This window comes from Pseudomonas sp. NPDC088322 (assembly GCF_044740745.1).
In the GTDB taxonomy this organism is placed as follows: domain Bacteria; phylum Pseudomonadota; class Gammaproteobacteria; order Pseudomonadales; family Pseudomonadaceae; genus Aquipseudomonas; species Aquipseudomonas shirazensis.
This window is the reverse complement of record NZ_JBIURK010000008.1, coordinates 92,344-116,894: the sequence shown is the minus strand read 5'-3', so window position 1 is coordinate 116,894 and position 24,551 is coordinate 92,344. Positions and strand designations below refer to the sequence as shown.

Here is a 24,551-nt window from a genome sequence, read left to right as displayed (position 1 = left end):
GCGCCTTCGGTGACCAGCGTCCAGCGCGCTTGCAACTGCTGCGCCTGTTCGTCGCGCTCAGCCAGGCGCTGTTGCAGTTGGCGCACCTGCGCGGCGAGTTCGCGAGCCTGCTCCTTGAGCGTGCACCGCTCCTGCAGCAACTGCTCGACGCCGGTAAGGATGCGTCGCAGCAGCGGGTTGCGCGACGACAGCGGCGTACTCGGCTGATCGGGCTGGTCGAGGCGGTCGGCGAGTGGGGCCAGTACCCAGCGGCTGGTGCGATTGAAAAACAGCATGCTACATCTCCAACTAGATAGCGGCAGCAGCCGGTAATGGCGGCGTCTGGCTGGTCGACAAGGCAAGGCTGTCGAAGGCGTTCGCCCAGGGCAGTGCTGGCCAGGCCGACGGGCCGGTAGCGATTTCGTCTGCGCTCAACAGGCAGTGGTCGAGCTCGCGTTGCAACGTTGCGGTGTCCAGGTCCTGGCCAATGAACACCAGCTCCTGCCGGCAATCGCCGACGATGCTGTCCCACTTGGCCATGATCCCTTGCAGGCGGTACTTGTCCTGCGGCCACTGCGAGGGGTCGATGAAGTTCCACCAGTGGCCGACGTAATCCCACTGGAACTGCTTGCCGCTGTGCACCAGCAGGCCGATTTCGCGGTGGCGGCTGGCCAGCCAGAAATAGCCTTTGCTGCGCAGCAGGCGGCCATTGCTCCAGGGGCGGGAGAGAAATTCGAGCAAGCGTTGCGGGTGAAACGGGGCACGCTCGCGATAGACCCACGAGGTCACGCCGTAGGTGTCCGACTCGGCGGCGGGAGTGTCGTCGGCGTCCATCTGCTTCATCCAACCGGGCGCCGCGGCCAGGCTGGGCAGGTCGAACAGCTGGGTGCCGAGGATGGTGGACAGTTCAACATTGCCAGCGACCATCGGCAGGATCTGCGCGCCGGGGTTGAGCCCGGCCAGCACCGCCCGCAGCGTCTGGTATTGCGTGTCGTCGATCAGGTCGCACTTGTTCACCAGAATCACGTTGGCGTATTCGACCTGCTCGATCAGCAGGTCAGCCAACGGGCGCCGCGGCGCAGTGGCGTCGGCCCGCTCGACGGTTGCCGGCGAGTCGAGCAGGGCCTGAAACTGGCTGGCATCGACCACGGTGACCAAGGTATCCAGCCGCGCCAGTTCACTGAGGCTGAAGCCCTCGGTGTCGAGAAAGGCAAAGGTCTCGGCCACCGGCATCGGCTCGGAAATGCCGGTCGACTCGATCAGCAGATAATCAAACCGCTGCTGGCGCGCCAGCGCGCTGATCTGCTCGAGCAGGTCGGCGCGCAGGGTGCAGCAGATGCAGCCGTTGCTCATCTCGATCAACTCGTCCTGGCCACGGTGCAGCGTTACATCACGCTGGACCTCGGCGGCGTCGATGTTGACCTCGCTCATGTCGTTGACGATCACCGCCACTTTCAAACCCTGGCGATTGCGCAGGATATGGTTGAGCAGGGTGGTCTTGCCTGCGCCGAGGAAGCCGGAAAGGACCGTCACCGGCAGTCGGCCTGCCTGGGCGCCGGCAGTCATGCGTGCACCGCTCGCGGGCTGTCGACCTTGTCCAGGTAGCTTTCGAACAGGTCGACCACCACCAGGCCATCGTCGGCGGCGTCGCCCCACAGGTCCTTTACCCGGAACTCGACGTGGTAGGTCGGTTGATGCGCCGCGCTGCGGTCGCCGTGGCCAATCGCATCCGGGAACGGCCACTGCGCAGTGGTGCGGTGCAGCACCACGCCTTGCTTGCCACGCACATAGGCCGGCATCCGCACATGCCCGGCGACGTATTCATCACGCACGATGACTCGATCGCCGACTTCGAACGGCGGGCGCCCGGTGATCGCTTCGCGGCCTCGGGCATGGGCCGGGTTGGCCAGCTTGAAGTGCGAGCCGAGGGCCTCATCCAGTTCGGCCTGAGTGATGACGCCGGTCTCGACCAGCAGGGTGGCGGTGGCGATGACATAGCGCTCGTAGTACTCGGTGCCGACATGCTGGCGCACATCGATACGCTCCACGGCATGACGGATTTCGTCGACGCTGAACTTGCCCATGTGGTCGGCGCCAATGAACATCAGGCTGTAGGCCAGGTGCTCCCAGTCCTGCTTGAACACCTGCTTGTAGCTGAGGCTGTTGATGCGGTGGGGCACTTTGCCAAAGCCCTGGAAACCGCCGAGATCGTGAAAGCCATCCATTTTGAACACTCCGCAAGGGTAGGGGGTTAGGCGCGTTGCTCAGCCGACACGCGGCAGGGCGACGCCAATCAGCACGTCCTTGGTGACCAGTTGGCGCAGCTGCTCCTCGCTCATGTGCTCGGAGCCCGCTGGTCGCTGTGGCAGCACCAGGTAACGGCTTTCGGCGCTGGTGTCCCAGACCTTGATCACCACGTCTTCCGGCAACTCGGTGCCCAGCTCGCGCAATACCGTGCGCCCCTCGCGTACCAGCCGCGCACGGAACTCGAAGCCCTTGTACCACTCGGGCGGCAGGCCCAGCACCGGCCAGTTGGTGCAGGAGCACAGGCTGCAGACGATCACGTTTTTAAGCTGCGGGGTGTCTTCCAGGGCGACGATGTATTCGCCCTGCGGCCCGGTGAAACCGAACTGCGCGCAGGCGGCAGTGCCATCCTTGAGCAGCAGCTCGCGGAAGGCCGGATCGACCCAGGCCTTGGCGACGATGCGCGCGCCGTTGTCCGGGCTCCAGCCGTGTTCCATCAGCTGGGTGAGCTGCTCGATGTAGCCTTCGGGGATCAGGTCTTTGTTCTTCAGCACTGCGTACAGTGCCCGTGCCCGCTCACCCGGGGTTGAGGTTGCCGTCATGGGATTACTCCTCTCGTTCAACACGGTTGTTGATCTAATTGTTGTTCGGGGCTGTGGCGCTGGTCGCTTGCGCTACAGCGTGCGCCAGTCCACCGCGCCTTCGAATGCCGCCGCCGCCTGGTAAATAGTGCCCTCGGCGTAATGCTTGCCAACCAGCATCAGCCCAACGGGCAGACCGTCGACCAGGCCGCAGGGAATGGACATGGCTGGGTGGCCGGTGATGTCCTGGGCGGCGGTATTACCTAGCATTTCCAATGCCCGCGAGACGTTCTCGGTGATCGAACAATCCGCCGCTGGCAGCGGCTGGGCGATGATCGGCACGGTCGGCATCACCAGCAGGTCGTATTGCTCCAGCGCCTTGTCGTAACCGGCGCGGGCGAAGCGGGCGATGTTCTGCGCCTTGGCGTAGTAACGACCGTGGTAGTGGTCAAGGCCAAACTGGCCGACCAGCATGCACAGCTTGAGCGACGGCGAGAGGGCGTTGGCCTGGGTGCGCCAGCCGACCTGTTTGTCGAGCAGGCCGACGTCGTACAGCCCCTTCCAGTTAAAGCCAGCACCGTTGCCGTGCATCATCTGCATGGTCAGGCCTTCGCAGCCGATCGGGCCCCACAATGTGCCGGCCAGGGTGTGCTCGGGCACCGAGACTTCCTCGACAACCGCGCCCAATGCTTCGAACTGGGTGATGGCGCTGCGCACCGATTTGGCAACCCGCGGGTCGAGGTTGGCCAGCTCGAAGCCTTGCTTGAGGATGCCGATGCGCAAGCCGCGCACGCCACGATCAAGGTAGTGGCTGTAAGCGTCGACTTCAGGCGTGCCCTGGCGGGGATCGAGCCCATCGGCGCCGGCCATCACTTCCAGCATCAGCGCGTTGTCGCGCACGTTGTTGGTCATCGGGCCGACATGGTCGAAGGTCGCCTCGACCGCCATCACCCCGGTATACGGCACCAGGCCGAAGGTCGGCTTCAGGCCATAGATACCGCACCACGCCGCAGGAATACGCGCCGAACCACCTTGATCGCCGCCCACCGCCAGGTCGACTTCGCCGGCCGCCACCAGCGCCGCACTGCCCGACGACGAGCCACCGCTACTGAAGCCCGGGCGCAGAGGGTTGTGCACCGGCGCCGGGTCCGAAGTGTGGCTGGCGCCGGACAGGCAGTAGTGCTCGCAGGTGGCCTTGCCGAGGATGGTCACCCCGGCGTCGAGCAAACGGGTGACCACGGTGGCATCGAACGACGGTACATGGCCGGCCAGCGGCGCGGCGCCGTTCATCATCGGCACGCCGGCCAGGGAGATGTTGTCTTTCAGGGCAACGGTTTTACCGAGCAGCTTGCCCGAGCTGGCGCCCATCACCTCGGTGCGGTAGTACCAGGCGTTCAGCGGGTTTTCGCGGCTGGACGGGCGATAGCCGGCGGTGCGCTCGTAACGCACCAGCGGGGTGAAGTCGGGCAGCTCGTCGACCAGGTCGTAGGCGTCCAGGCTGGGCTGCATGAGCGCCAGGTATTCGCTGGCTTGCTCGGGTGTCAGCTGCAGATGCAGGCGCGCGGCGAGGGCCTGCAGTTGTTCGAGCGTCGGGCGGTTGATGGCCATGGTGTGTCCTGTTTCCGATGCCAGGCCTCAGGGCCTGGCAAATGGCTGTGCGAGAGGCCCGCCGCGGCTGGGCCTGCTACTAAGCTAGCGCCAGCGCGTGGCCGGCACTTGGTTGAACAGGACAGTCGCTTGGTTGAGAAGGACTGCCTTGCGCCAGGTGCTGAGCCTCATCTAGGTGGCCGAGCGGTGTTACGACTCGAGCTTGGGTACTGCGGCCTGTGCCGCCGCTTCGCCACGTGCGGGCCAGACCACGCCGACGCTCTTCATGCCCTTGGCTGGGTCCATCTCAGGGTTGGCCAGCACCACGTCGCGGTAGGACGGGCTGCCGATCACCGCAGGTTTGAACTTGACCAGAAAATCGTTGACCTCCTTGCGCAGCTCCGGCGCCAGGTTGTAGTCGTTGTAGCACTCCTCCAGGCAATCCAGCGTGGCTTGCCAGTGCACCTCGGTCAGGCCCATGCCGCGGTGTGCGGTGACCATGTCGCGGCCGCGGTACTTGGCGCTGCCACCCCAGTGCTGGGAGAGGAAGTCGACAAAGTTGATGTGCTCTTTCTGAAAGGTCGACTCGGACATATGCGCCCAGATATGCCCAATGGCCGGGTGGCCCATGGTCTTGCGCAATACCGCGCCGGCGAACTGGTAGATCACGTCATAGCCGCCCAGTCGGGTGTACAGCGAAGGTTGTTGTTCGGTAGAGGCGTTTTGGTCAGTCATGTGAATGCTCCATTTCAGCTGAGGATCGGCAGACGGTTAAAAGACCCGGGCGTACCTGAGGTTCAGGCGAAAGTTTTCTTTCGGGCCGTTTTCTACCGCGAGGTCACGCCCCAGTTGCATCTGCAGCTGGTCCTGAGCGGTAAAGAACTTGGTCGCGGTGACGCGGAAGTTGGTGGTCTCGCCGCGGTCGTCCTGGTTGCTGCCGTCGACTTTGTTTTCGCCGCCCCAAGTGTGGCCAAAACCAAGGGCGAGTGACGTGCCCGGGTCGATGATGTAGCGCCCCATCAACTGCGCGGCGTAGGACGTATCCTGTTCACGCCGAACCGAATTGGCGCCGAAGTCGTCGTTGTCGCCGTACCAGATCGCATCACCGACCAAGTCAACTGCCCACTTCTCACCGAAGTGCTTGATGTACGCCGCCTGCAAGTCGACCTTCCAGCGGTTCTCGCCCAGGTTGAGCCCGTCTTTGCGGTCGTAGTTGCCCGTCGGCGCGACCAGATAAACCGTGGCGCCGACCGTGTCGTTGGCTTCGTTGAGGCGGTACTTGAGCGGCGCGGTCAGGGTCAGGTCACCGATACCGCTGGCGCTGCCCAGGGCCGAAGCGTCACCGCCGCTGGAGACATGGCCGAACGGCAACAGAAACTGCGGCTCGATGGTCAGCCGGTCGGTCAATTTATACACATGCAGCAAACGCAAGATGCCGACATTGGAGGTCAAGTTGAAGTCCGAGCTGGCCTTGTGACCCTGGGCGTAAAGACTGTCGGTGGTGGAGTGCTGGTAATAAACCACACCGATGGTTGCACCCACCGGCAGCACTTCATAATCCCCCGGCGCAACTTCAACCGCTTGGGCAGACAGGCACGGCGCGGCCGCCGCGAGCATCAGGTAACGGAGCTGTTTCATGGACCAAGTCCTTATTGTGAGCCCAAATTCGGGCAAAAAGAGCCCCGCTGCCGTAATAACGGCAGGTGCAGGGCTAAACGTGGAGTTCGTTGTTAGTTGGTGTTTACTTGCGCGTCACGCAACATGCCCGTGTGCGGGTGGCAGTTGATGTATTCGAACACCTGGCTGCTCGCGTCCGACACCGACACCTCGTGGTACAGGCGCAACTTCTGCAGCCCCGCCGCCACTCGGAAGAAGGTCACGAAGATGCGCAAATGAGTCGGGTGTGATTCCGCCCAGCGTTCGAGTTTTTCCACCGAACGCCAGTGGCCGATGTTGTAACTCATGTCGAGGAAGTTGCCGTTCGCATCGATATTGCGCACGAAGCGATTGCTGTAACAGCCCAACGGCTGGCCGTTATCGCGCAAGAAGTCCATGCCGTCCTGCAAGGTCGGCAAGATCTCATCCAGGTACAACGAACGCTCCGCCGCCTCCGCCGCGGCCCAGTCCTGGCCCGAGCGAATCAACGCGATATTGTCGTGGCCGACCACCACCACCCGACCGCCCTTGGCCGGGTCGCCAGACACCACCCGCAGCTCGCCGTTAGGGTTCATCCAATCGGTTTGCGACACCGGGAAACGGTCGCGCATCGAGCCCCAGTAACCGTGCTCTTCGATCTCGCCACTGGTGTTGTCCATCACCGCGCCAACGCCCGGCAAGTCGCTCTGAAACGCATACAACGTCTCGAACTGCTCCGCCCGCGGCGCGGAGATTTCGCGGTAATAACCCAGGCCATCATTCAAGCGCTGCGGCGAACTCCACCAGCCCTCCACCTCGGCCGAACGCACCCAGCGGCAATAAGCGCCGGCGTCCTTCCAGTAGCCGACGATCATCAGATTGTCGTAGCCGCTGTTGTCGGTGTGGTGGGTCAAGTCGTGGGTCAGCGGGCCGTCGGCCAGGCTGAAGCTGGCAACGATGTCACGCATCGCCTGCAAGGCCTGTTCACGCTGGCCGTCACCTTTGTATTGCACGCCCAGGTAAGCCATCACCACCTGAGTCAACTGCTCATCAGCACGGCCCACCCACATCGGGAAGGGCGGCTGGTAATCATCAGGCACCCGGCGCGACAACGTGCGCGGGCACTTGAGGTGTTTGTCGATTGCAGACTCCATCACAGGCTCCTCATTATTTTAATTTCAGGCACACGCTCAGTACTCCTCCGAACAGCAGCCCTGTTGGACGCGGTCCGTGTAGGAGCGGCCTTGTGTCGCGAAAGGGCTGCAAAGCAGCCCCCAACGCACTCAAACCAAACCCGATTTTTCGCTTTCAGAGCGATGGCATTAAGCAAGCCCCTCCCCAACCGAGCCCGCACTGCACATCCCCCCCACTCAAGCACCCAAGACAAAAACTCCTCAGGCGCCAGGTCACGCATATGCAGCCACCTCAACTCATCTGCCACCTGCTGTTGTTGTTCGAATCGCATGGGCTCACCTCATCGGCACGGTTTGCTGATTTGCCGTAAGGTCAAAGTTAGGCAGGACTCACCAGCCCCGCTTTGTTCGCAAGGACAACCGTTTGGTTGGAAAAGACAGCACCAAAACACCCGCTTGAGCACGAACCAAGAGGGTGCGGCGCACTACGTAAAACAGGACTTTTGCCCTGAAATGGGGAGAGAAGTTGACGCTGTTAACAGCCACACGTTTGCGCAATCACGCAGTAGACACTCTCGCGCCAACACAAGCCGCTGGCGTGTTTATTGCCTGTACCACCGGCGGTAACAGTGCCCCGTTTTCTCCCGTTGTTGCATCAAGGTGAGCGCCATCATGGCTGAGACCAACCAGTATTCCACCCTTGCCGTTCCACCCGCTCGCCGCTTTGATTACTGGCGAGAAGTGGTCTGCCATCATTGCCTGTCGGCAGACAGCAAACCCTCGTCGCAGAGCGATTTCGAAGGTGCGCTGCAGGTCAACGGAATTGGCCCCCTGGACATCACCACCCTGTCGTCGCCGCTGCACCACTGGGTGCGCTCCGAGCAGCATTTGCGCAGCGACCCCGCCGAAGACATCTGGCTCGGATTCACCCACGGTGGCTACGGCGAAATCGAGCAACACACCCGCAAAGCCAGCCTCAGCGCCGGCAATTTGTTTCTTTACGACGCAACCCAACCGTTCCGCTTCAGCCTCGGTGGTACCGAAAACCACCTGATCCGCATCCCCCGGCCACTGCTCGCCCAACGCCTGCCGCGCATTGGCGACTTCACCGCACTGGTGCTGGACGAAACCCGCCCCGGCGTGATCCCCCTGCGGCAGATGATTGGCCAGGCGGCCAGCTCAGTCGCGCTGCTGCAGGATGAAGGCATCTCCCGGCGCTACTCCAACACCATCATTGATTTGCTGGTGCTCAGCCTGGAGCTGCAAGACCTGAAGACCACCCATCAAGAGCTGGATCTGTATGGGCGGATCATGAATTACATACAACGGCATTTGACTGAGCCGGAGTTGTCGATTGAGACGATTGCGGTGGCGCATCATGTGTCCACGCGGACGGTGACACGGGCGTTTGCTCGGCATCAGAAGTCGCCGGTGGCGGAGATTTGGAAGGAAAGGCTGAATGCTAGCCGGGCGGCGATTGAGTGTGGGCAGGTTAGGAGTGTTTCGCAGGCGGCGTTGGAGTTTGGGTTTTCGGATTTTTCGCATTTTAGTCATGCGTTTCGGAAGGCGTTTGGGGTGGCGCCGCATACGTTGTTGCGGCGCAATGGCGCCTGAGCCGGAAGATTGCGGTCGGCGCTAAGTAGCAGCGCCAGCCAGGTTCGAAGCTATCTCCTCAGACGCACATACTCTTAATTACTCAAAGCCTAAACACACTCACCTGCCTGTGCAGACCCTGCGCCAACTGCTGCAACGTGCCAGCAGTTTCGGTGGTCTGCTCCACCGCCTGGCTATTCTGCTGTGACATCTGCGCAATCCGTTCAACATTGCGAGCCACGTCCTGGCTGGCTGCAGTCTGTTCACGCAGGGCCAGAGAAATCTGATCAACCATGCGAACCACGTCACCCGAAGACTGACGAATGCCGACGATCGCATCACCCGCTCGTTGCGCCATATCGACGCCGCCTTTCACCTGGGTAACACCGACCTCCATCTGTTGCACAGCATCACGAGTACCCAGTTGAATCCTTTTCACCATCTCGGTGATCTCTTGGGTCGAGTTGCCGGTGCGCTGTGCCAACAAGCGGACTTCGTCGGCGACGACAGCAAACCCGCGACCCTGCTCGCCCGCTCGAGCGGCTTCAATCGCGGCATTTAGTGCAAGCAGGTTGGTCTGGTCCGCAATGCTTTTGATCACACTGACGATGCTGCTGATTTGCTCAGCATGATTGTCGAGGTCGCTGATTTGCGATGCTGAGGCCTCTACGGTTTGTGCGATCAGGTTCATGCGCTCCAGGGTCTCTTGAATGACGCTGCCGCCTTCACTGGACTGGCGGCCTGACTCGCTGGACTGGGCATGCGCTTCGACAGCGTTGTCGGAAACGTGATTTATGCTCACCGTCAGTTCCTCAACGGTGGCAGCCATTGAGGACGCCGAGTGTGATTGCTCTTGAACTGAGGTCGACAGCTGCAGGGATGCGGTCGAGATATTGTCGGCTGCACCCACCAGTTGTTCCGCGCTGATGCCAATCTCGCGAATCATGGCGCGTAGGCGATCTTGCATGGCCTGGAAGGCTTGTTGAAGCGTACTCACTTCGTCGTTGCCTGCAACTTCTATCTTGTTGTCCAAGCGCCCATCAGCAATGTTGCGAGCGAGGGTGACCGCTTGGCTCAAGCGTCCGGTAATGGTCTTGGTGAGCAGCGTTGCGATCAGTATTGCCAGGATCGCTGCGGCCACCCCTCCCACTACCAGAATGGTAAAAGCCGTGGATTTGGAGTCGTCCATGAGGGTGCTGCGTTCTTCTTGCAGCGCTTTTTCTGCATCTTGAAACTCGGTGATGACTGCGCGCATTGCATCCATCTTGGCTTTGGCTTGCCCTGAGCCGATTTGGCTGATGAGGGTGGTCAGCGATGCGCGATCAGCGTTGATTTCTCGGCGTAAGGTGATGGCGCTCTGCATGTCCTGCTGCAGCCACTGCTGGTAAACCACCTGCAGGCGATCCAGCCGTGCTTGTTGCTCTGGGTTGTCCTGAGTCGCTTTTTTGACCTGCGCAACCGAGTTGGCGAAGTTCTCTTCACCTTTCAGCATGGGCTCAAGAAAGCTGTCTTGCCCAGTCAGAGCAAAGCCGCGCATGGCGGTTTCGATGTCGACGAGACTGTTCAGGATTGTGTGTGAACTGTTGAGCACGTCGTAGCTGTGGATGTTGCGTTTGACGCTGCTGCTGACCTGGTCGAAGCCGCGTAAGGCAGAAAGCACGAGGACTGCAATTATGATCAGGACCAGACCGAAACCGGTGTACAGCTTTTTTGAAATGCTGAAATTGTCGAACATTGCGGGTGTTACCTTTCAAGGCCTGGCGGGGGTGCTACGCGGGCTGCCACGCATGGGAATGCGGGAAGCGTTTGCATAGTGACGTTTTGATATCAATCCGTATGAGTGTGTTGTACAGAGAAAGTTCTTTGTACAGGTTTTTCTTTGTGTGTGGGATCCGGCTTGCCTCCTGACGCATGCTTGGTTTGGCTAGGGGAGTAGCGGTAGCGGCGGCAGAGATAGAAGGGAATGGGGGACGAGCGAGGTGGTAGCGTGACTTGCCGGTTTCAGGGCCCTGATCGGGACCAATCAGGCACAAAAAACACCCGCGATCAACGCTAAGTGCCTTTGTGTAAACGATAACTTGATGGGCCGGGGTGAGCTGAATTGTGTGATTAACTTGTTAATTTATAAGATTAAAATCGAGTTGCATTTTTTAGTGGAATACCAATTGGAATACCGGGGCAATTACTGCTCGCCTGCCGATTCACCAGTGGTCTCACCTGTCGGGTGACCTCTGCCCCAATCCGCAGTCATCTAGTTAAACAACAACCGGATAACAAGCATCACCCCACAACGTCTCTGGGTTATCTAGCATCAGCAGAATGATGACCGGCACTAGCTTGCCGAGTAGGTTGGCGCAATCACGTAACTGATCCCGGTTCACGCTGCTGTTCCACGTGGCGCCGCCATGCATGATCTGATTGCGCAGGGTATAGATTCGATTGAAAAGCACGCCGAGTACGGCGGCGGTGTTGCGGTTTGCCAGCGCTTGCTGTGCGATTCTCCGGCCGTTGGCAAAGCGTTCGGTCCATTGTTGCTCGCTAATCTTGCCGTTCTGATTGTCCCAGAAGCTCTGAAACACATAAGGATTGTCCAACAATACGCGAATACTGCCAGAAAACTCGGACCACACCAGGTTCTCGATCAGGCTGTTTTTGTCCAATGCACAGAGTTTCTCGAGGAATGCCTTGAATGTGGCTTGCTCGGACAGGCGGAACTCTTCATCAATGTCCGTCGCGTATGCCGAATTGAAGGCGATCCACAAAAAGATGAAGCGTCCATCAAGATCATCCGTCTGCTCGGCGCGATTTAGCCAGCTCAGCGCGCGATGAACGCGCAAGGTGAGGTTGGGGTGATGGTTCTCACGCTCTTGGCGGTGACGGGTCTTGAGTGCTTGATGGTCCATGAAGTGCTAATCCTTGAGGTCGTGAGCGGTCCGTAAAGTGGTTGCGTGTGTCTGAAAAATTTACAGGCTCATGCGCTGCTGGCCGCCGGTGTTGAAGCCTGGCTGATCCGAACGCTTTAACCTGCTCCATTTGTTTACCTGTATGAACAGCCAACGTGGACGTCGCCAGCCATTTTGCTTAGGGTATGGCCATTAGACATTACCCGCAAGGCGGCCTGCATGAAGCGTGAAGAGTTCCTGGTACAACCCGAAGTGGAGTCGTTCATTGCGTGGCTTGCAGCCAACTTGCCGGCGCTCACGTTCAAACTGCGCTTCAAGGCCAGCAAGTTCGTACCGGGCGGTTTGACGGTTGATGTGCAGGGGATCGAGCAGATAGTTGAGCACTACCGCTGGAAGGCAAGCTGGTATGACGCCAATCGGAGCGTGGTCGAGTCCATGACTTGGGTCCAGACCCAGCGCTCGCTGGGGCAGTTGCGTGAGTGGTTGTCCGCTGCGGTCAACGCCGGTGACGAGCAGCAAGCGCTGCAGGCGTGCTTGCAGATTCTTCGGTGGGGTGGTGTGACGGGCGCCATTCCGTTCTTGCATCGGCTGGCGGCACAGGGTGAGTTGTCGAGTTACCTGCAGAAGATGGCGGGGCTTATGTCGCTCGACGGTGACAATGACCTGGATGAACTCAACGAGAGCAGTGTCGAGCGCTTTGATTCTGGCCTGACCAAGATCCACGCCTTGCTCGATTTGTCTGGTTCGCCCATCTATGACAGCCGTGTAGGCGCTGCGATTGCCATGTTGTACTCGCTGTTTCGCCAGCAATGGGCAGGACGTGGAAAACCCTTGCTGCGGTTCCCGTCCGGCGGCGCGCGGGGCGACCAGGCCCGCAATCCTGGGGCGTTCTTGAACAATCTGGCCGCGCCGCAATTTTCGTCCATTGAGTATGCCGAGTGGGCACGTTGGCAAGTACGGTTGGGCTGGATTATCCGCGCATTGCTCGAGCGCACTGGCTGGTTTGCTGATCAAGGGGCAATGCCTGCGCGTTGTCACGCGTTCGAGGCAAGCCTGTTCATGCTTGGTTATGACCTTCGCTGTTTTGGCCTGCCGCTTGCACCTGAGCCCAAGGTTGATGCAGAAGAGGGCGAGGTATCGCCTCGGAAGCTTGGCAAGACCGGCTGGGTACCCACGGGGCATCCCTTTGGCCAAGTGCTCAATCATTATCTGGCCTTCCGTCGCAACGGTGAGCCCGACAACAAGGCATCCTTCGTTGATTGGCTGGTGGCTGAGCCGCGAAACGATGACGCAATCTCACGGGCTACCGCGCAGGGCTACTGCTTCCCGTTCTCCATCGAGGAGTTCGATTTGTTCGGCCGCCCACTTGCCGAACTAGAGCACATTGTTGCGGGTGGCGAGGACGGGCTGCGGGCAGCGTTGGGGACCGAAACGCTGGAGCCGTTCACTGTGGGGGATGAGCGCGTCCGTGTCTGCCTGACAGATGTACTGATCACGGGCAACGCCTACGCAAGCGCACAGACCGAGAAGGATCGAATCGACTACATTTTGAGTGCCGGGTACGCCGGAACCGAAAATTCTGCAAGGACACTCATGGCCGTAGGGCGCAGCGTGGGCAAGCACTTTGGCCTGCTCGATCTGCATTACTTGCCGACGGCCCTGTTCAAGCAGTTCTACCAAGGTTGCTCGCTCGATGCTTGAACGACGCAGTCAATAGCGCGGTGCCATGTGCCTTCGGGCGTTCACGAGATGGAATACAATCATGCAGACTCGAAACGGGATTCAGCTGTATTCCGCCTCGGATATCTGCGGCTTTCTGGAATGTCAGCATCTGACAGCGCTGGACCTGCAGCACCTTGTCGTTCCTATGGAGAAAGCGCCGGCAAGCGAGCAGAACCGTTTGATCCAGGACAAGGGGCTCGCCCATGAGTCGGCGTTTCTCGAACGGCTGAAAAGCGGTTATGCCCATGTCGTCGACATTGCCGAAGGCAACCCGAGTTTCGCACGGCGGGTGGAGCTGACCATCGAGGCCATGAAGGCTGGCGTCGACATCATCTTCCAGGCTTCGTTGCAGGAAGGTGCCTTTATCGGGCACGCCGATTTCCTGCGTAAAGTGCCGCGCGTGTCGGCGTTGGGTAATCACAGCTATGAAGTCATCGACACCAAACTGGCCAAGACTGCAAAAGCCAAGTTTCTGGTGCAGGTTGCACTTTATTCGCGAATGCTGATTGCGATTCAGGGCGTACAGCCGCAGTTCATGTACATCGTGCTGGGTGATGCCGCGCGGACGGAACAGGCATTTCGGGTAGCTGATTACGCCGACTATCTGGAGCACGTGCTGCAGCGTTTCAACGCGTTCGTGAACAGTGACGGGCAGCAAGCGACGTACCCCGAGCCATGCGGGCATTGTGGCTTTTGCGGGTGGCGCGAGCGCTGCAGTGAACAACGCCTGCAAGATGATCATCTTTCGGCAGTCGCTGGTATCAGCCGTTCGCAAATCAAGAAACTGCAGGCGGGTGGGGTGAGCACATTGCAGCAGTTGGCGGGTAGTGGCGATGACTTGCGCATCCCCAGGTTGCCCGTAGAGTCACTGAACAAGTTGCGCCATCAGGCACGTTTGCAGTTTCAGGGGCGCTCCAGCGATACCCCGCTGTTCGAGCTGCTGCCGGCCACGGGACAACGGCGTGGCTTCGGCCGAATGCCCGCTGCGGTCGAGGGCGATCTGTTCTTCGACATGGAGGGCAATCCGCTGGAGGAGGGCGGCTTGGAGTACCTCTTCGGCTTGTATATCGACGAAGGCGGTCAACAATTCTTCAAACCTTTCTGGGCGCACAGCCGGGACGAGGAAAAGCTCGCGTTCGAGCAGTTCATCGATTGGGTCATCGCGCACCTCAAGCGCTACCCCAACGCACATGTTTACCACTATGCCAGCTATGAAGAGACGGCCATCAAGCGCCTGATGAGCCAGCATGGCACGCGCGAGGCGCAAGTGGACTGGCTGCTGCGCAACGGCAAGCTGGTTGACCTTTACAAGGTGGTGCGCGAAGCGATCCGAGTGTCCGAGCCCAGCTACTCGATCAAGAACATCGAGCACTTCTACATGGCCAAGCGCGACGGCGATGTTACAAATGCCGGTGCGAGCATCGTGTTTTATGAACGTTGGAAAGAGACTGGCGAGCGGGCCTTGCTCGAGCAGATCGAGCGCTACAACGAAGACGACGTGCTATCCACCTATCTGCTGCGCAATTGGCTTTTGAGCATCAAGCCGCAGGATGCAGGCTCCGTTCTTGTGCCGGAAGCTGAAGGCGAGAAAGCGGTAGCGGAGCAGCAGGAGATCGAGGTTCGACTGGAAGTTTATCGCGATAGATTGCTCGCTGGCTTGTATGCCGACGACAGCGCCTTGAGCGCAACAGACCAGGTCAGGTTGCTCACCTTCCAACTGCTCGACTTTCACCGCAGGGCAGAGAAGCCTGTGTGGTGGCAGCTGTTCAGCCGTCAGGACATGACTACTGAGGAGCTACTGGAAGATATTGAAAGCCTTGCCGGTTTGCGGCGCACGACAACACCGCCCGAACCGATCAAGCAGTCGTTTCTGTTTGAATACAGTTTCGATCCCCAGGAAAGCAAGATGCGCTCGGGCTCTCAAGGCGTCATCACAGAGTCCCTGGCCACTGCGCAACTGGTCAGCCTGGACAATGACGCGTGTCTGGCGATTTTCAAAGCGACCGTGAAGAATGCGCCGCCGGTTGCCTTCGACATGATTCCTGGAAGGCCAATCCCGTCGACTTTGCTGCGCGAGGCACTATTTCGCTATGCAGACAGCGTCTTGGCGGCTGAGCCGCGCTTCCAGGCAGTGGCGGACTTCCTCCATCGTCGCGCGCCAAGGGTGAAAGGTGTTGAGCCGGGCGCACCGCTGCTAGATCTACGCCTGGCAACGACCGATGCCATCACGCAAGTGGTACGCAACCTCGAGAACAGTGTGCTGTTCATCCAGGGACCGCCGGGTGCCGGGAAGACCTATACCGGCTCGCACGTGATTGTCGACTTGCTCAAGGCGGGCAAGCGCATCGGTGTGACCTCCAATTCGCACCATGCCATCAACAACCTGCTGGCTGCTGTCGAGGTGCGTGCACAAGTAGAGGGTGTTGCTTTCACGGGACTGAAAAAATCATCGGAAGGAGAGGGCACGGAATTCAATGGCCGCTGCATCCGTTCCATCGAGAACAAGAAGGAGTTCCTCGACGCTTGGGGGCCGGGTATCAACCTGACCGCCGGCACGGCTTGGCTGTTTGCCGATGCGACCTTCACTGAACAGTTGGATTACCTGTTCATTGATGAGGCCGGCCAAGTGAGTGTGGCGAACCTGGTCACCATGGGCATGGTGGCACGCAACATCGTCCTTATGGGCGACCAGATGCAACTGTCGCAACCTGTACAAGGCGTGCATCCGGGCCGCTCCGGTGACTCCATCCTTGACTACCTGCTGGACGGTACGCCCACCATTCCTGCTGACCGAGGGGTGTTCCTGGCACAAACCTGGCGGATGCACCCGAACGTTTGTTCTTTCATTTCCCATGCGGTGTACGAAGGTCAACTTTCATCGGCGCCAGGTACCGAGCGGCAGGTGTTGCGACTCGACGGGGAGCGCCCGGAAGTACCAGACAGCGGGCTGATGTTCTGCCCTGTCGAACATGACGGCAACGGCCAGAGTTCAGAGGAGGAGGCCGCGTACATCAAAGCGCTCTACGCGTATTTTTTGCGCCAGCGCTATGTGGATAACCGCGGCGAGGAACACGCCGTTACCCTTGAAAAAATCTTGGTCGTGGCGCCATACAACTTGCAGGTGCAACTGCTGAAGCAGGTTCTGCCTGCCGGTGCGCGGGTCGGTACCGTGGACAAGTTTCAGGGGCAGGAGGCCGAAATTGTCATCGTCTCGATGGCCACGTCGAATGAAGACTACCTGCCCAGGGACATTGGCTTCCTGTACTCGAAAAACCGTTTGAATGTGGCGGTAAGCCGGGCCAAGTCGCTGGCTTGCATCGTTGCCAGCCCGGGGCTGACAGCCATTCGCTGCCAGACGCCGCAAGACATGAGCCTAGTCAACGGCTTGTGCATGGCAACCCGTCATGGACGAGAGCAAAAGCAGTCGCCCCGGTGTGAATAGCGGCGTTGGTGTTTCTATGTATACGGGAAAACGTGTCATGACATATCCGCCCGCTTTACTTGCCGAGATGGAAAAGATGCTCAGGGGGACGCGCTTCGGCATCGACGACCTGTTGGCGCTAGAAATAGGAGTCTGGCATGCCACCGTGCTTTTCGACGACACCGAGCACTTGCGGCTATTTGCTCCTGCAGCGATGAACGAGCGCGACCGCGCCGAAAACACGCCACTGGACATCGCCTACCGGCTCAACCGCTCGATATGGATCGACAGGTTGGAGGCGTTCGGGGCCGAGGGAGACAAAGCGCTTCTGGACTGGAAAGGCCTCGGCAGCTTTCTGACCCCTGTCAACCATAATCGTTTGCCCAGCAAACGCGGCATCATCAAGGCGCTCGCCAATCGATACCGGCAGGGCCGCAGTCTGAATGACCGTGATGCGGCAGGTAATACTCCACTCCATTGGCTGGCCGCGCACGGTCACAGCAAGGCTGCGAACTACTTCGCCAACCACTACCGGACCTTCTGCCTGGACCTGAGCGCGAGGAACAACGAGGGCCACACCGCCCGAGACGTTGCCAGGCTGGCGGGCCATCACGACATAGCGGCGCAGCTGTTAATCCGGGAAATCGACAACTACCTGGGCGCGGCATATATCTGGCAGCAGATGTGTGCAGACCGCAGCAGTTACAGCCGTAGCTGAACCTCTGTGAGCGGAACATCGACCAAGGGCATTGAGCCCCTCGTCTGAGAGACTCGCGATTTCAATCATGCAACAACCACGGCTTCAGCTCTTTGAGGTTGCTCACGACAATCTGCTGGGCCTCGGGGCTCATGGCCAGGCTGCGCCGGTCAATCTGATAGCGCTGCAGCACATACTTCACCAGCGCCCTGCGGCTGGGCACAATTAACTGCCCCTGGGTCATACCGAAGTCCGTTTCGATGATTGCCTTCTGCGCCTCGTTCAAGCGTCCATCGGGCTCGATGATCACCGGAATCTCGGTGTTCCAGTCTTCATCCAGCTCGCGCGTGTTCGGTGAGGCGTCGAGCAAATCCGGCTGCCCGCGCAAGCGGCTCAGCACGAAGTCGCGGTATTGGCCATTCTTTTCGCAGTAAGCCCGCACATGCCAGCGCATGCCGGTGTAGACCAGCGTGTGAGGGGCGATCAGGCGAACCTCGACGTTGGGGGTGTTGAACGACACGTACTCGGTTTCCAGGCGCAGGCCCTCACGGCAGGCCTTGAGCAAAGGGCGCAGGACCTCCGGGCGGATGGGTCGATCCGGCACCTCCAGCACCTTGGTGTGCGCATAGGCCAGTGCGAGGCCGTCGATGTGCGGGGCCCGCTCATTGTTCTGGTAGAGCAGATGAAGATAGGCGCTGGCGCTGTCGTCGATGAACAGCGGCTTGAACTGCTTGCTCGGTACATACCCCTTGAGCTGCTTGTCATATGTCAAGTTTTTGGGCGCATGCTCGGTGATGTAGGTGTTGATGTCCTTGGACGCCTGCTGACGGCTGATGCCAAAGCTCTGCATCAGGTGCCCCGTGGTCAGCCGGCCTTCCCACCAGGCAACGGTCTCGATCAAACGATAGCGAAGTGCCAGGTCCCAACGTACCTGCTCAATGGATTGCTTGCGTTTCATACCCTCTCCATGTGCGCGATTACTTTACCTGTATAAGTCTACATTCTAGACGTGTAGCTTTTCATTACATATCTTCGATTTGTCTTCGGAATACATCGGGGGCATCAAAGGATATGAGCATGACTATGCCGGAAGTGGTTGCGACAGGGGCCTTGGTGGCGATGGGGATCATCCTGCTGGTGCTGATTCAGCAGGCTTTGAAGCTCGGTGAGCTTGGGAAAAAGGTTGAGCACTGCCAGAGGGATTTGCGCTGGCTGCAGATTTGGGAAATGGAAAACCGCGAGCTGCGCTCGGCGTTGCGCGCAGAGCGAGAACATGTTGCGCAGCTCCAGCGCAAGCTGGTGATTTTGCAGGACCTGGCTTCTGGTGAAGGGTGTTAAGGGGCGATATGAACAGAATTGAACGGATCAGCGGCTGCCTACTGGGGGGTGCCGTCGGAGATGCGCTGGGCTCTCCCGTGGAGTTGCTTGAGTGGCCTGTGATCGAGGCCAGGTTCGGGCCGCAGGGCACCAGTGATTTTGCCCCGGCATTTGGCATCACCGGTGCGATCAGCGACGCTACCCAGATGATGCTATTTACCGCAGAAGGCTTGCTGCGGGCTTATGTGCTAGGGAGTTCGCGGCAGGCATGTCATGTGCCCTGCATTATTCATCATGCGCTGCAGCGTTGGCTGACGACCCAGGATTACCCTTCGCTGATACCGGTCGCCACCGATGGCTGGCTTATTAGGCAAATGGAGCTCTGGTCGCGTCGTGCGCCAGACATAACCTGTATGAGTGCGCTCAAGGTCAGCGGACGATTGGGTATGGTTGCCGAAAACAACAGCAAGGGCTGCGGTGCCTTGGTTCGTGTTGCACCCTGTGCATTCTTTGCCAATGCATTTGACTATGCATCGCAGTCCGGGCGGCTGACGCACGGGCACCCGACAGGTTACTTGGCGGCTGGGTTGTTCGCTGACATTCTTCAGCGTGTTGTCGATAGGCAAGGCAGCCTGGAACACGCCGTGACTCAAAGTTTGGCCAGCTATGGGCAAGTGCCTGGTATGGAGGAAACGCGCAGCCTCATCGAGCGCGTGCTGTTCTTCTTTTACGAGGGGTACACACCTACGCCGCAGCGCATTGACGATTTTGCTGGTGGTTGGGGTGCTGAGCAGGTGCTGGCGATTGGGCTGTGGTGTGCGCTGACAGCCCGGTCCCTTGAAGAAGGGGTGATTGCGGCGGTGAATCACAGTGGTGACAGCAGCAGTACAGGGCTGGTCGTCGGAAACTTGCTGGGGGCGCAGTATGGTGCTGGTGCTATTCCTGGCCGTTGGCTTGAGCGCCTGGAACTGCGGCAGGTGATTGCGCAGGTGGCCGAAGATATCGAGCGCGTTCCACGGGAGTATTGCGGGGTTGGTGGGGCGTTTGATCAGCAGATTGAACTGGCTTATCCCGCGAGTTGAACCCATTGAACACAGTAAGTTTGCGTAGCGACCAAGGAGATTGAAAATGCCGGTAAAACCCAGACCCTTCACTTTTGAATGTGAAGGTTGTGGTTGGACGAAAACAGTGGCGCCGCGCAGTGATGCGTTATCGCCGGGGGAATGGATTGATCAGTGTCCTAAGTGTAGGGGCAAGGCGTTGAACGTGCGTACTGCCGGTTGGCTTGCGGGGGCGCTGGCGGAGTTGTTGGCACAGCGGCGATTTTGAGCGGATGGCTATATCGTCCGTATGATCGAGTAGAGGAGGCCAGGGTTTTACACCTTGGTCTGTAATGGCCTGCCAATAGGCAGGCTTGGATTGATGACAGCTTTCCTTACACAGCAGGCACTGCTCAAGTTGTTTCGCTGCTAGCTAGCACCTGCAACTGCTCGCATCCTACTTCATTCATTCTGACGAACACTTCCCACGCCATTGTTTGCTGATAGTGGTTTGCGTACTGCAGATCTATACGGCAAATGTCCGGGCGCTCGTCATAGATGCTGCACCCTTTATTCAATTCATCCAGGTGCCGGCATACGCCATCGCCGCGATCCATCGCGCCGGTTTCCGGGAGCAAGTGAACGCGCCGGCAGCACTCCATGCACCGGCTGCAGGCGAAAGCCTGATGGGTGTCAGGCATACTCACCCATGGCTGCGAGGCATTGGATCAAACGCTCGCGATCTTCGCTGAGGCGGCGCTCATTCTGGTTGAGGCTGCCTCGCAGGCTTTGCAGTTTTTCCTTGATCTCTGCGAAGCAGGCTTTCAGGTGCGTCTCGACCATGCCGTTCAACGATTGCGAGAACTCCCAGGCCGTCTCTTCACCGAAAGCCTGGATGGCCTGGTCGCGACGCTCGCGCTCCTGAACTTCTCGCTGGGCTTGCTCATTCAATCGCTGCTGCTCAGGGTCGCCTGCAAAAGCCGAATACAACGTGCTGCCAACCTGGAAGGCAATGCCGATGACCGGGACGACCTTACCGACAATCTGTTCAGCAACTTTACCCATCGTGGCAGGGCCAATACCTTTGAACAGGGTAGGCAACCATTCTTTGCCAACTTTCATAACGCTGATCACGTGTTCGGCTTTCAGCATGCTGCCTGCTTGGCGCACACCCGACTCGAGCAGGGACATATCGATACCAAGCGATGCAGGAAGCTGGTCTGCGTGAGCTGCTTGGGCTTCAAGGTTCGGCGTCGCTTGGCCAGCGTAGGACTGAGGTTGCACACGGACCTCCCGAATGACTTCGTCGAGCATTTCGGATGCGTCCAGGCCCAGGCGGGAGAGCTCGGCTTCAAGCTCTGTGCAGACCTCGTGATTGGCTTGACCAATGAGCTGCTCGATCTTGCCTTGAGCGCCCTCGCTGTTCAGGTGCAGTGCATTGACTGTGCTCTTGCTGATAAAGGCGGCCTTGGCTTCTATCAGCGATTTCAAACCACGGTGGATATCGATTTCGCGACGAGCGATTTCTGCGTAGAAGGTGTCCAGACGCTTGATCGAGGCCTGATCCTGCTGTTCATCCAATGCGTCCACAGTTTCCTGGATGAAACTGCTCAGTTCAGTGGCGACCCGTGCAACGATAGCCTTTTGTTCGACCGATCCGAAGAATTCGGCCAGCGCGCTCTCGAATTTCGGGAAGCCGGAGCTGTTCAGCAGGTTCTGCTTGTTCTCCAGTTTTGCCTTGAGCGCAGTGCGGGCATTGACCTCGACGATCGGAATATGATCCAGCACTCGCTGAGTGCCAGCTTTTAGCTGGATACGCTGGCGCAGTTCATCTTTGACACGCTCCAGGTCGATCGGGTCGAAACGGTTTTTGCAGTTGAGCACCAGGAAGATCATCTTCCCTGCGAGCACCAACTCCAGCAGCACATCGAGAGTCTTCTCTTCCTCGACGACGCCCAGCGGGTTGACCACGAAAATTACGACATCCGACTGGATCAGCTGTTCACGAGTGATTTCCTCGTGCTCGAGTGGAGCGTCGATACCGGGAGTATCGAGCACTTCGAAATCGCCCCAGCGATAGCCTTGTACGCGAGCGGTTTCGGGTACGTCAGCCACCGCGGCCAGTTCCTGGCCGAGCAGGGCATTGATCAATGTGCTTTTACCCGCGTTATAAACGCCATAAACCATTATGGTTGCGCCGGCCTGGGCTTTTTTTGCCCTGCTCAATTCACGAATACTGGCGACCGCGTTCGGGTTGTAGGTTTCACATAGGGCATCTACTTCGTCATAGAGACCCAGCAGCTGCGTCATTGGACCTAGTTTTGTCATTGCAAGGTGCTCGTTTCAAGGGTATTGAATGCCTGGCGCAGGCGCTGCATTTCGATAGTCAAAACCTGACAGTATTCAAGCATCGAGTTTCGCAGCGGCTGATAAATGCCCTGCACCTGTTCGTTGAGGTAGGCGGGTAGCGCATTCGCGTATTGTTCGATAGCGATCTGGCGTTGTTCTTCCAGATTGTCGCCGACGACCACATTGTGTTTTGCGAAAATGGCCTCTGCGCTTCGCCCGATCATGCTGGCAGCACTGCCCAGCGACGCCCCAGCTGCCGCGCCTGCCGGGCCGCCGACGAAGAAGCCGGCGATGCCACCGACCACGGCCCCAGCCGTACCCCAGGCCGTTTTGGTGCTGCTTCGTGTGCCACTCATGTATTCCTTTTCGACCGTAACTTCTCGGTACTCCGGAATGGCACCAAGACGGCTCGTGTCGAAGGCACGCTTCAGAGCATTCTGCTGAGTTTCACCAATGGTCTGCATGGCCTCGCTGGTCAGCTGGCCGACAACCTTGCCCAGATGTTCTTGAAGCTGGGTCTGGACGTTGGCCGGGCGAGGACCGTTGAACAGTTGATTGACGAAGCTGCGCATCTCAGTGGTGCCTTTCTGGCCCAGCGTACGCAGTACTCGGTCAACCGCCTGGTCCTGAACCTGAATTTGTTGCTCAAATGACTCGGTCAGCTCTTTGATAAGACCCAGGTCCTCGTTGGTTTCCCCCACGGCCTTGCGCAGATTATTAAGCGGCGTGTTCAGTTTCAGCTGCAGGCCTTGGCCTTGAGACAGAGTCTTGAGTGTCTGGAACAGTGTCCCCAAGCCGCTTTCCTGCAAGTGCGAAGGGTGCTTTTCAGCAAAACGGGTAGAGAGGGGCAGTATGCTGATTTTCTCCACAGCATCATGTTGCATCGCCACCAGGTTGCCAGAGACCTCCTTGATCTGGCGCTGCTGAGTCTCCTTGGACTTCATCAGCACTTCGGTGATGAGTTGCCCATCGTCATCTTCATCTTCTTCGGTGATATCGCTGCCGGTCAGCAGAACCATCAGCGAGCGTTGGCCGCTCAATAGGGTGCTGACTTCGCTCATGTCGGAGCTTCGGGCCGGGGCCTGCGAACTCATGGTATAGAGAATCAAGTCCGCTTGATCGACATACTTGCGAGCCAGGTCACCATTCTCGGAGTTTGTCGAGTGCAGCCCTGGAGAATCCACCCAGGTGAACCCCGGCAACTTGAACCCCTGGATCGAGCTGGTGGCCTCGGTGGCACCGACTCTGAACTGCTCCGTGCGGCAAGCTTCGCCTTCCTCATCGCCGCTGGCGACATTGGTACGGTCATGGGAAAAGTAAACGGGTTTCAGGGCGGCCTGATTTTTCAGTTCAGCAGAGGGGGCGCTGTGCCCCCAGGCCACATAGTTACCCAGCGAGCTTTTGCCGGATTTGACTTTTCCGTAGACGAACACTAGCAGCGAGTCGTTGAAAGTTTCGCGAAACTCAGCGCCCTTCGCGCGTACCTGTGCGCGTTTTTCCCAGACGGTGAATTGGTCCGTCAAGCGCTGTGCCAGCTGGCCTGCGCCCTTTCCAAGCGGGTTTCGCTCGCTGACTGCGGCAGCCATGCGTTCTGTGTTATGGCGCATTTGCGCCACAAAGCCCGTGCGCAGCGTATCGAAGCGCTGCTGGATCTGCGCAAAGTCCTGTTTCTTGCTGGAAAATTGCCCCTGCAATTGCTGAAAGACCTGCATCAACTCATCGCGATTAACAGTGCTCATGGAAGACTACGCCTGGGGAAGAAGTTGACGTTTGAGTTGCTGTAGCCGCTCGATGCGTTCTTGCGCGACCTGCGCCTGGGCGAGTGCGGCATGATCGCAGGCAGTCGCCTCGGCAGGTGCAGTCAAGGTTTCAAGCAGGTTCAGGCCCTGCATGAAGTGGATGATGTGCCCACCTTCAATCGCTGGGGACGCCTGAAGAATGGCTTTGACGGTCTTGCCATAATTCGACGTTGAAGACGCAGTGCTGCGTATGTGTTGTTCGAGCTGATCCCCCGTCACGCCATCGAGTGTCAATCTGGCCATTTTGCTCAAGCCTTCGGATACAGGATTGTGTTTGTCGGACGAGGAGGTCAGTGCCGAGGCGGCCCCCCTGAGCTCGGCTTTGAGCTGTTCACGCCGCTCTCCCGCAAGCGACTGCACTCGAGCCTTGAGGTTCTCGCGCTCGCGTTGGCGCCTGGCTTCCTGCTCCTGTTGGCGCCGCTCGCTGTCGTCGGAGGTCGTCGTGCTGCTCGAAGACGAAGGGCTGTCGTCAGAAACAGCTTTGGCAATGGCGGTTACGGCAGCGACTGCCGCAACGCCGATCAACCAAGGTAGAGGCATTGCAAGTCTCC

At 59.1% G+C, this 24,551-nt stretch carries 19 protein-coding genes and 2 pseudogenes; 6 read left to right on the top strand and 15 right to left on the bottom strand.

The window, feature by feature from the left end; translation table 11 throughout:
- Window positions 1–288 precede the first annotated feature (288 nt).
- The 7 genes from ACIOAU_RS20550 to ACIOAU_RS20520 form a co-directional block, all read right to left on the bottom strand.
- Window positions 289–1,545: a GTP-binding protein gene (locus tag ACIOAU_RS20550; RefSeq protein WP_150571257.1), complete on the bottom strand. Its 1,257-nt coding sequence runs from the start codon at window positions 1,543–1,545 to the stop codon at window positions 289–291.
- On the bottom strand, window positions 1,542–2,204 hold the full coding sequence (gene nthB / locus ACIOAU_RS20545) for a nitrile hydratase subunit beta (RefSeq protein WP_401184300.1): 663 nt from the start codon (window positions 2,202–2,204) through the stop codon (window positions 1,542–1,544). The genes ACIOAU_RS20550 and nthB overlap by 4 nt, the downstream gene beginning before the upstream one ends.
- A 39-nt stretch (window positions 2,205–2,243) precedes the next feature.
- Window positions 2,244–2,825: a nitrile hydratase subunit alpha gene (gene nthA, locus ACIOAU_RS20540; RefSeq protein ID WP_181088917.1), complete on the bottom strand. Its 582-nt coding sequence runs from the start codon at window positions 2,823–2,825 to the stop codon at window positions 2,244–2,246.
- Window positions 2,826–2,897: 72 nt separating this feature from the next.
- Window positions 2,898–4,412 (bottom strand): amidase, encoded by a 1,515-nt coding sequence (locus tag ACIOAU_RS20535; RefSeq protein WP_401184297.1) that lies wholly within the window; start codon window positions 4,410–4,412, stop codon window positions 2,898–2,900.
- A 189-nt stretch (window positions 4,413–4,601) separates the two neighbouring features.
- Complete coding sequence (locus ACIOAU_RS20530; protein WP_188036696.1) at window positions 4,602–5,126, bottom strand: group 1 truncated hemoglobin; 525 nt, start codon at window positions 5,124–5,126, stop codon at window positions 4,602–4,604.
- Window positions 5,127–5,162: 36 nt separating this feature from the next.
- The gene (locus ACIOAU_RS20525) at window positions 5,163–6,029 is read right to left on the bottom strand and encodes a transporter (RefSeq protein WP_181107829.1); all 867 of its coding nucleotides are present in this window, start codon (window positions 6,027–6,029) and stop codon (window positions 5,163–5,165) included.
- Window positions 6,030–6,121: 92 nt separating this feature from the next.
- Window positions 6,122–7,180 (bottom strand): phenylacetaldoxime dehydratase family protein, encoded by a 1,059-nt coding sequence (locus ACIOAU_RS20520; protein WP_188036694.1) that lies wholly within the window; start codon window positions 7,178–7,180, stop codon window positions 6,122–6,124.
- A gap of 651 nt (window positions 7,181–7,831) precedes the next feature.
- Between ACIOAU_RS20520 and ACIOAU_RS20515 the strand changes: the two genes are divergently transcribed.
- Window positions 7,832–8,773, top strand: a complete 942-nt coding sequence (locus ACIOAU_RS20515; protein ID WP_401184293.1) for a helix-turn-helix domain-containing protein — start codon at window positions 7,832–7,834, stop codon at window positions 8,771–8,773.
- An 82-nt stretch (window positions 8,774–8,855) separates the two neighbouring features.
- Here ACIOAU_RS20515 and ACIOAU_RS20510 read toward each other — a convergent pair.
- The 3 genes and pseudogenes from ACIOAU_RS20510 to ACIOAU_RS20500 all read right to left on the bottom strand — a co-directional run.
- Window positions 8,856–9,443, bottom strand: a pseudogene (locus ACIOAU_RS20510) (methyl-accepting chemotaxis protein); the annotation flags it as partial.
- A gap of 267 nt (window positions 9,444–9,710) precedes the next feature.
- Window positions 9,711–10,487: pseudogene (locus tag ACIOAU_RS20505) on the bottom strand (CHASE3 domain-containing protein); the annotation flags it as partial.
- Window positions 10,488–11,007: 520 nt separating this feature from the next.
- A complete protein-coding gene (locus tag ACIOAU_RS20500) occupies window positions 11,008–11,655 on the bottom strand; it encodes a HEPN domain-containing protein (RefSeq protein WP_115273512.1) in 648 nt (215 codons plus the stop codon).
- 219 nt (window positions 11,656–11,874) lie between these two features.
- Between ACIOAU_RS20500 and ACIOAU_RS20495 the strand changes: the two genes are divergently transcribed.
- The 3 genes from ACIOAU_RS20495 (at window position 11,875) to ACIOAU_RS20485 (ending at window position 17,516) form a co-directional block, all read left to right on the top strand.
- Window positions 11,875–13,356 carry a hypothetical protein gene (locus tag ACIOAU_RS20495; protein WP_401184290.1) on the top strand — a complete coding sequence of 494 codons (1,482 nt, stop codon included), beginning with the start codon at window positions 11,875–11,877 and terminating at the stop codon, window positions 13,354–13,356.
- A gap of 61 nt (window positions 13,357–13,417) precedes the next feature.
- Window positions 13,418–16,819 (top strand): TM0106 family RecB-like putative nuclease, encoded by a 3,402-nt coding sequence (locus ACIOAU_RS20490; RefSeq protein ID WP_401184288.1) that lies wholly within the window; start codon window positions 13,418–13,420, stop codon window positions 16,817–16,819.
- A complete protein-coding gene (locus ACIOAU_RS20485) occupies window positions 16,782–17,516 on the top strand; it encodes an ankyrin repeat domain-containing protein (RefSeq protein WP_401184286.1) in 735 nt (244 codons plus the stop codon). Before ACIOAU_RS20490 ends, ACIOAU_RS20485 begins: the two co-directional genes overlap by 38 nt.
- A 61-nt stretch (window positions 17,517–17,577) precedes the next feature.
- On the opposite strand, the gene ACIOAU_RS20480 is transcribed toward ACIOAU_RS20485, so the two are convergent.
- The gene (locus ACIOAU_RS20480) at window positions 17,578–18,453 is read right to left on the bottom strand and encodes a WYL domain-containing protein (RefSeq protein ID WP_045487618.1); all 876 of its coding nucleotides are present in this window, start codon (window positions 18,451–18,453) and stop codon (window positions 17,578–17,580) included.
- Window positions 18,454–18,572: 119 nt separating this feature from the next.
- On the opposite strand from ACIOAU_RS20480, the gene ACIOAU_RS20475 reads away from it, so the two are divergent.
- The gene (locus ACIOAU_RS20475) at window positions 18,573–18,833 is read left to right on the top strand and encodes a hypothetical protein (protein WP_144968035.1); all 261 of its coding nucleotides are present in this window, start codon (window positions 18,573–18,575) and stop codon (window positions 18,831–18,833) included.
- A gap of 8 nt (window positions 18,834–18,841) precedes the next feature.
- Window positions 18,842–19,894 carry an ADP-ribosylglycohydrolase family protein gene (locus ACIOAU_RS20470; protein WP_401184282.1) on the top strand — a complete coding sequence of 351 codons (1,053 nt, stop codon included), beginning with the start codon at window positions 18,842–18,844 and terminating at the stop codon, window positions 19,892–19,894.
- Window positions 19,895–20,265: 371 nt separating this feature from the next.
- Here ACIOAU_RS20470 and ACIOAU_RS20465 read toward each other — a convergent pair whose 3' ends face one another.
- The 4 genes from ACIOAU_RS20465 to ACIOAU_RS20450 are packed head-to-tail and all read right to left on the bottom strand — an operon-like array spanning window position 20,266 to window position 24,540.
- Window positions 20,266–20,553, bottom strand: a complete 288-nt coding sequence (locus ACIOAU_RS20465; RefSeq protein WP_401184279.1) for a YkgJ family cysteine cluster protein — start codon at window positions 20,551–20,553, stop codon at window positions 20,266–20,268.
- Window positions 20,546–22,180 (bottom strand): dynamin family protein, encoded by a 1,635-nt coding sequence (locus tag ACIOAU_RS20460; RefSeq protein ID WP_401184276.1) that lies wholly within the window; start codon window positions 22,178–22,180, stop codon window positions 20,546–20,548. The genes ACIOAU_RS20465 and ACIOAU_RS20460 overlap by 8 nt, the downstream gene beginning before the upstream one ends.
- Entirely contained in the window at window positions 22,177–23,940 is a 1,764-nt protein-coding gene (locus tag ACIOAU_RS20455) for a dynamin family protein (protein WP_401184273.1), read from the bottom strand. The genes ACIOAU_RS20460 and ACIOAU_RS20455 overlap by 4 nt, the downstream gene beginning before the upstream one ends.
- A gap of 6 nt (window positions 23,941–23,946) precedes the next feature.
- Window positions 23,947–24,540 carry a hypothetical protein gene (locus ACIOAU_RS20450; RefSeq protein ID WP_401184270.1) on the bottom strand — a complete coding sequence of 198 codons (594 nt, stop codon included), beginning with the start codon at window positions 24,538–24,540 and terminating at the stop codon, window positions 23,947–23,949.
- Window positions 24,541–24,551 lie beyond the last annotated feature (11 nt).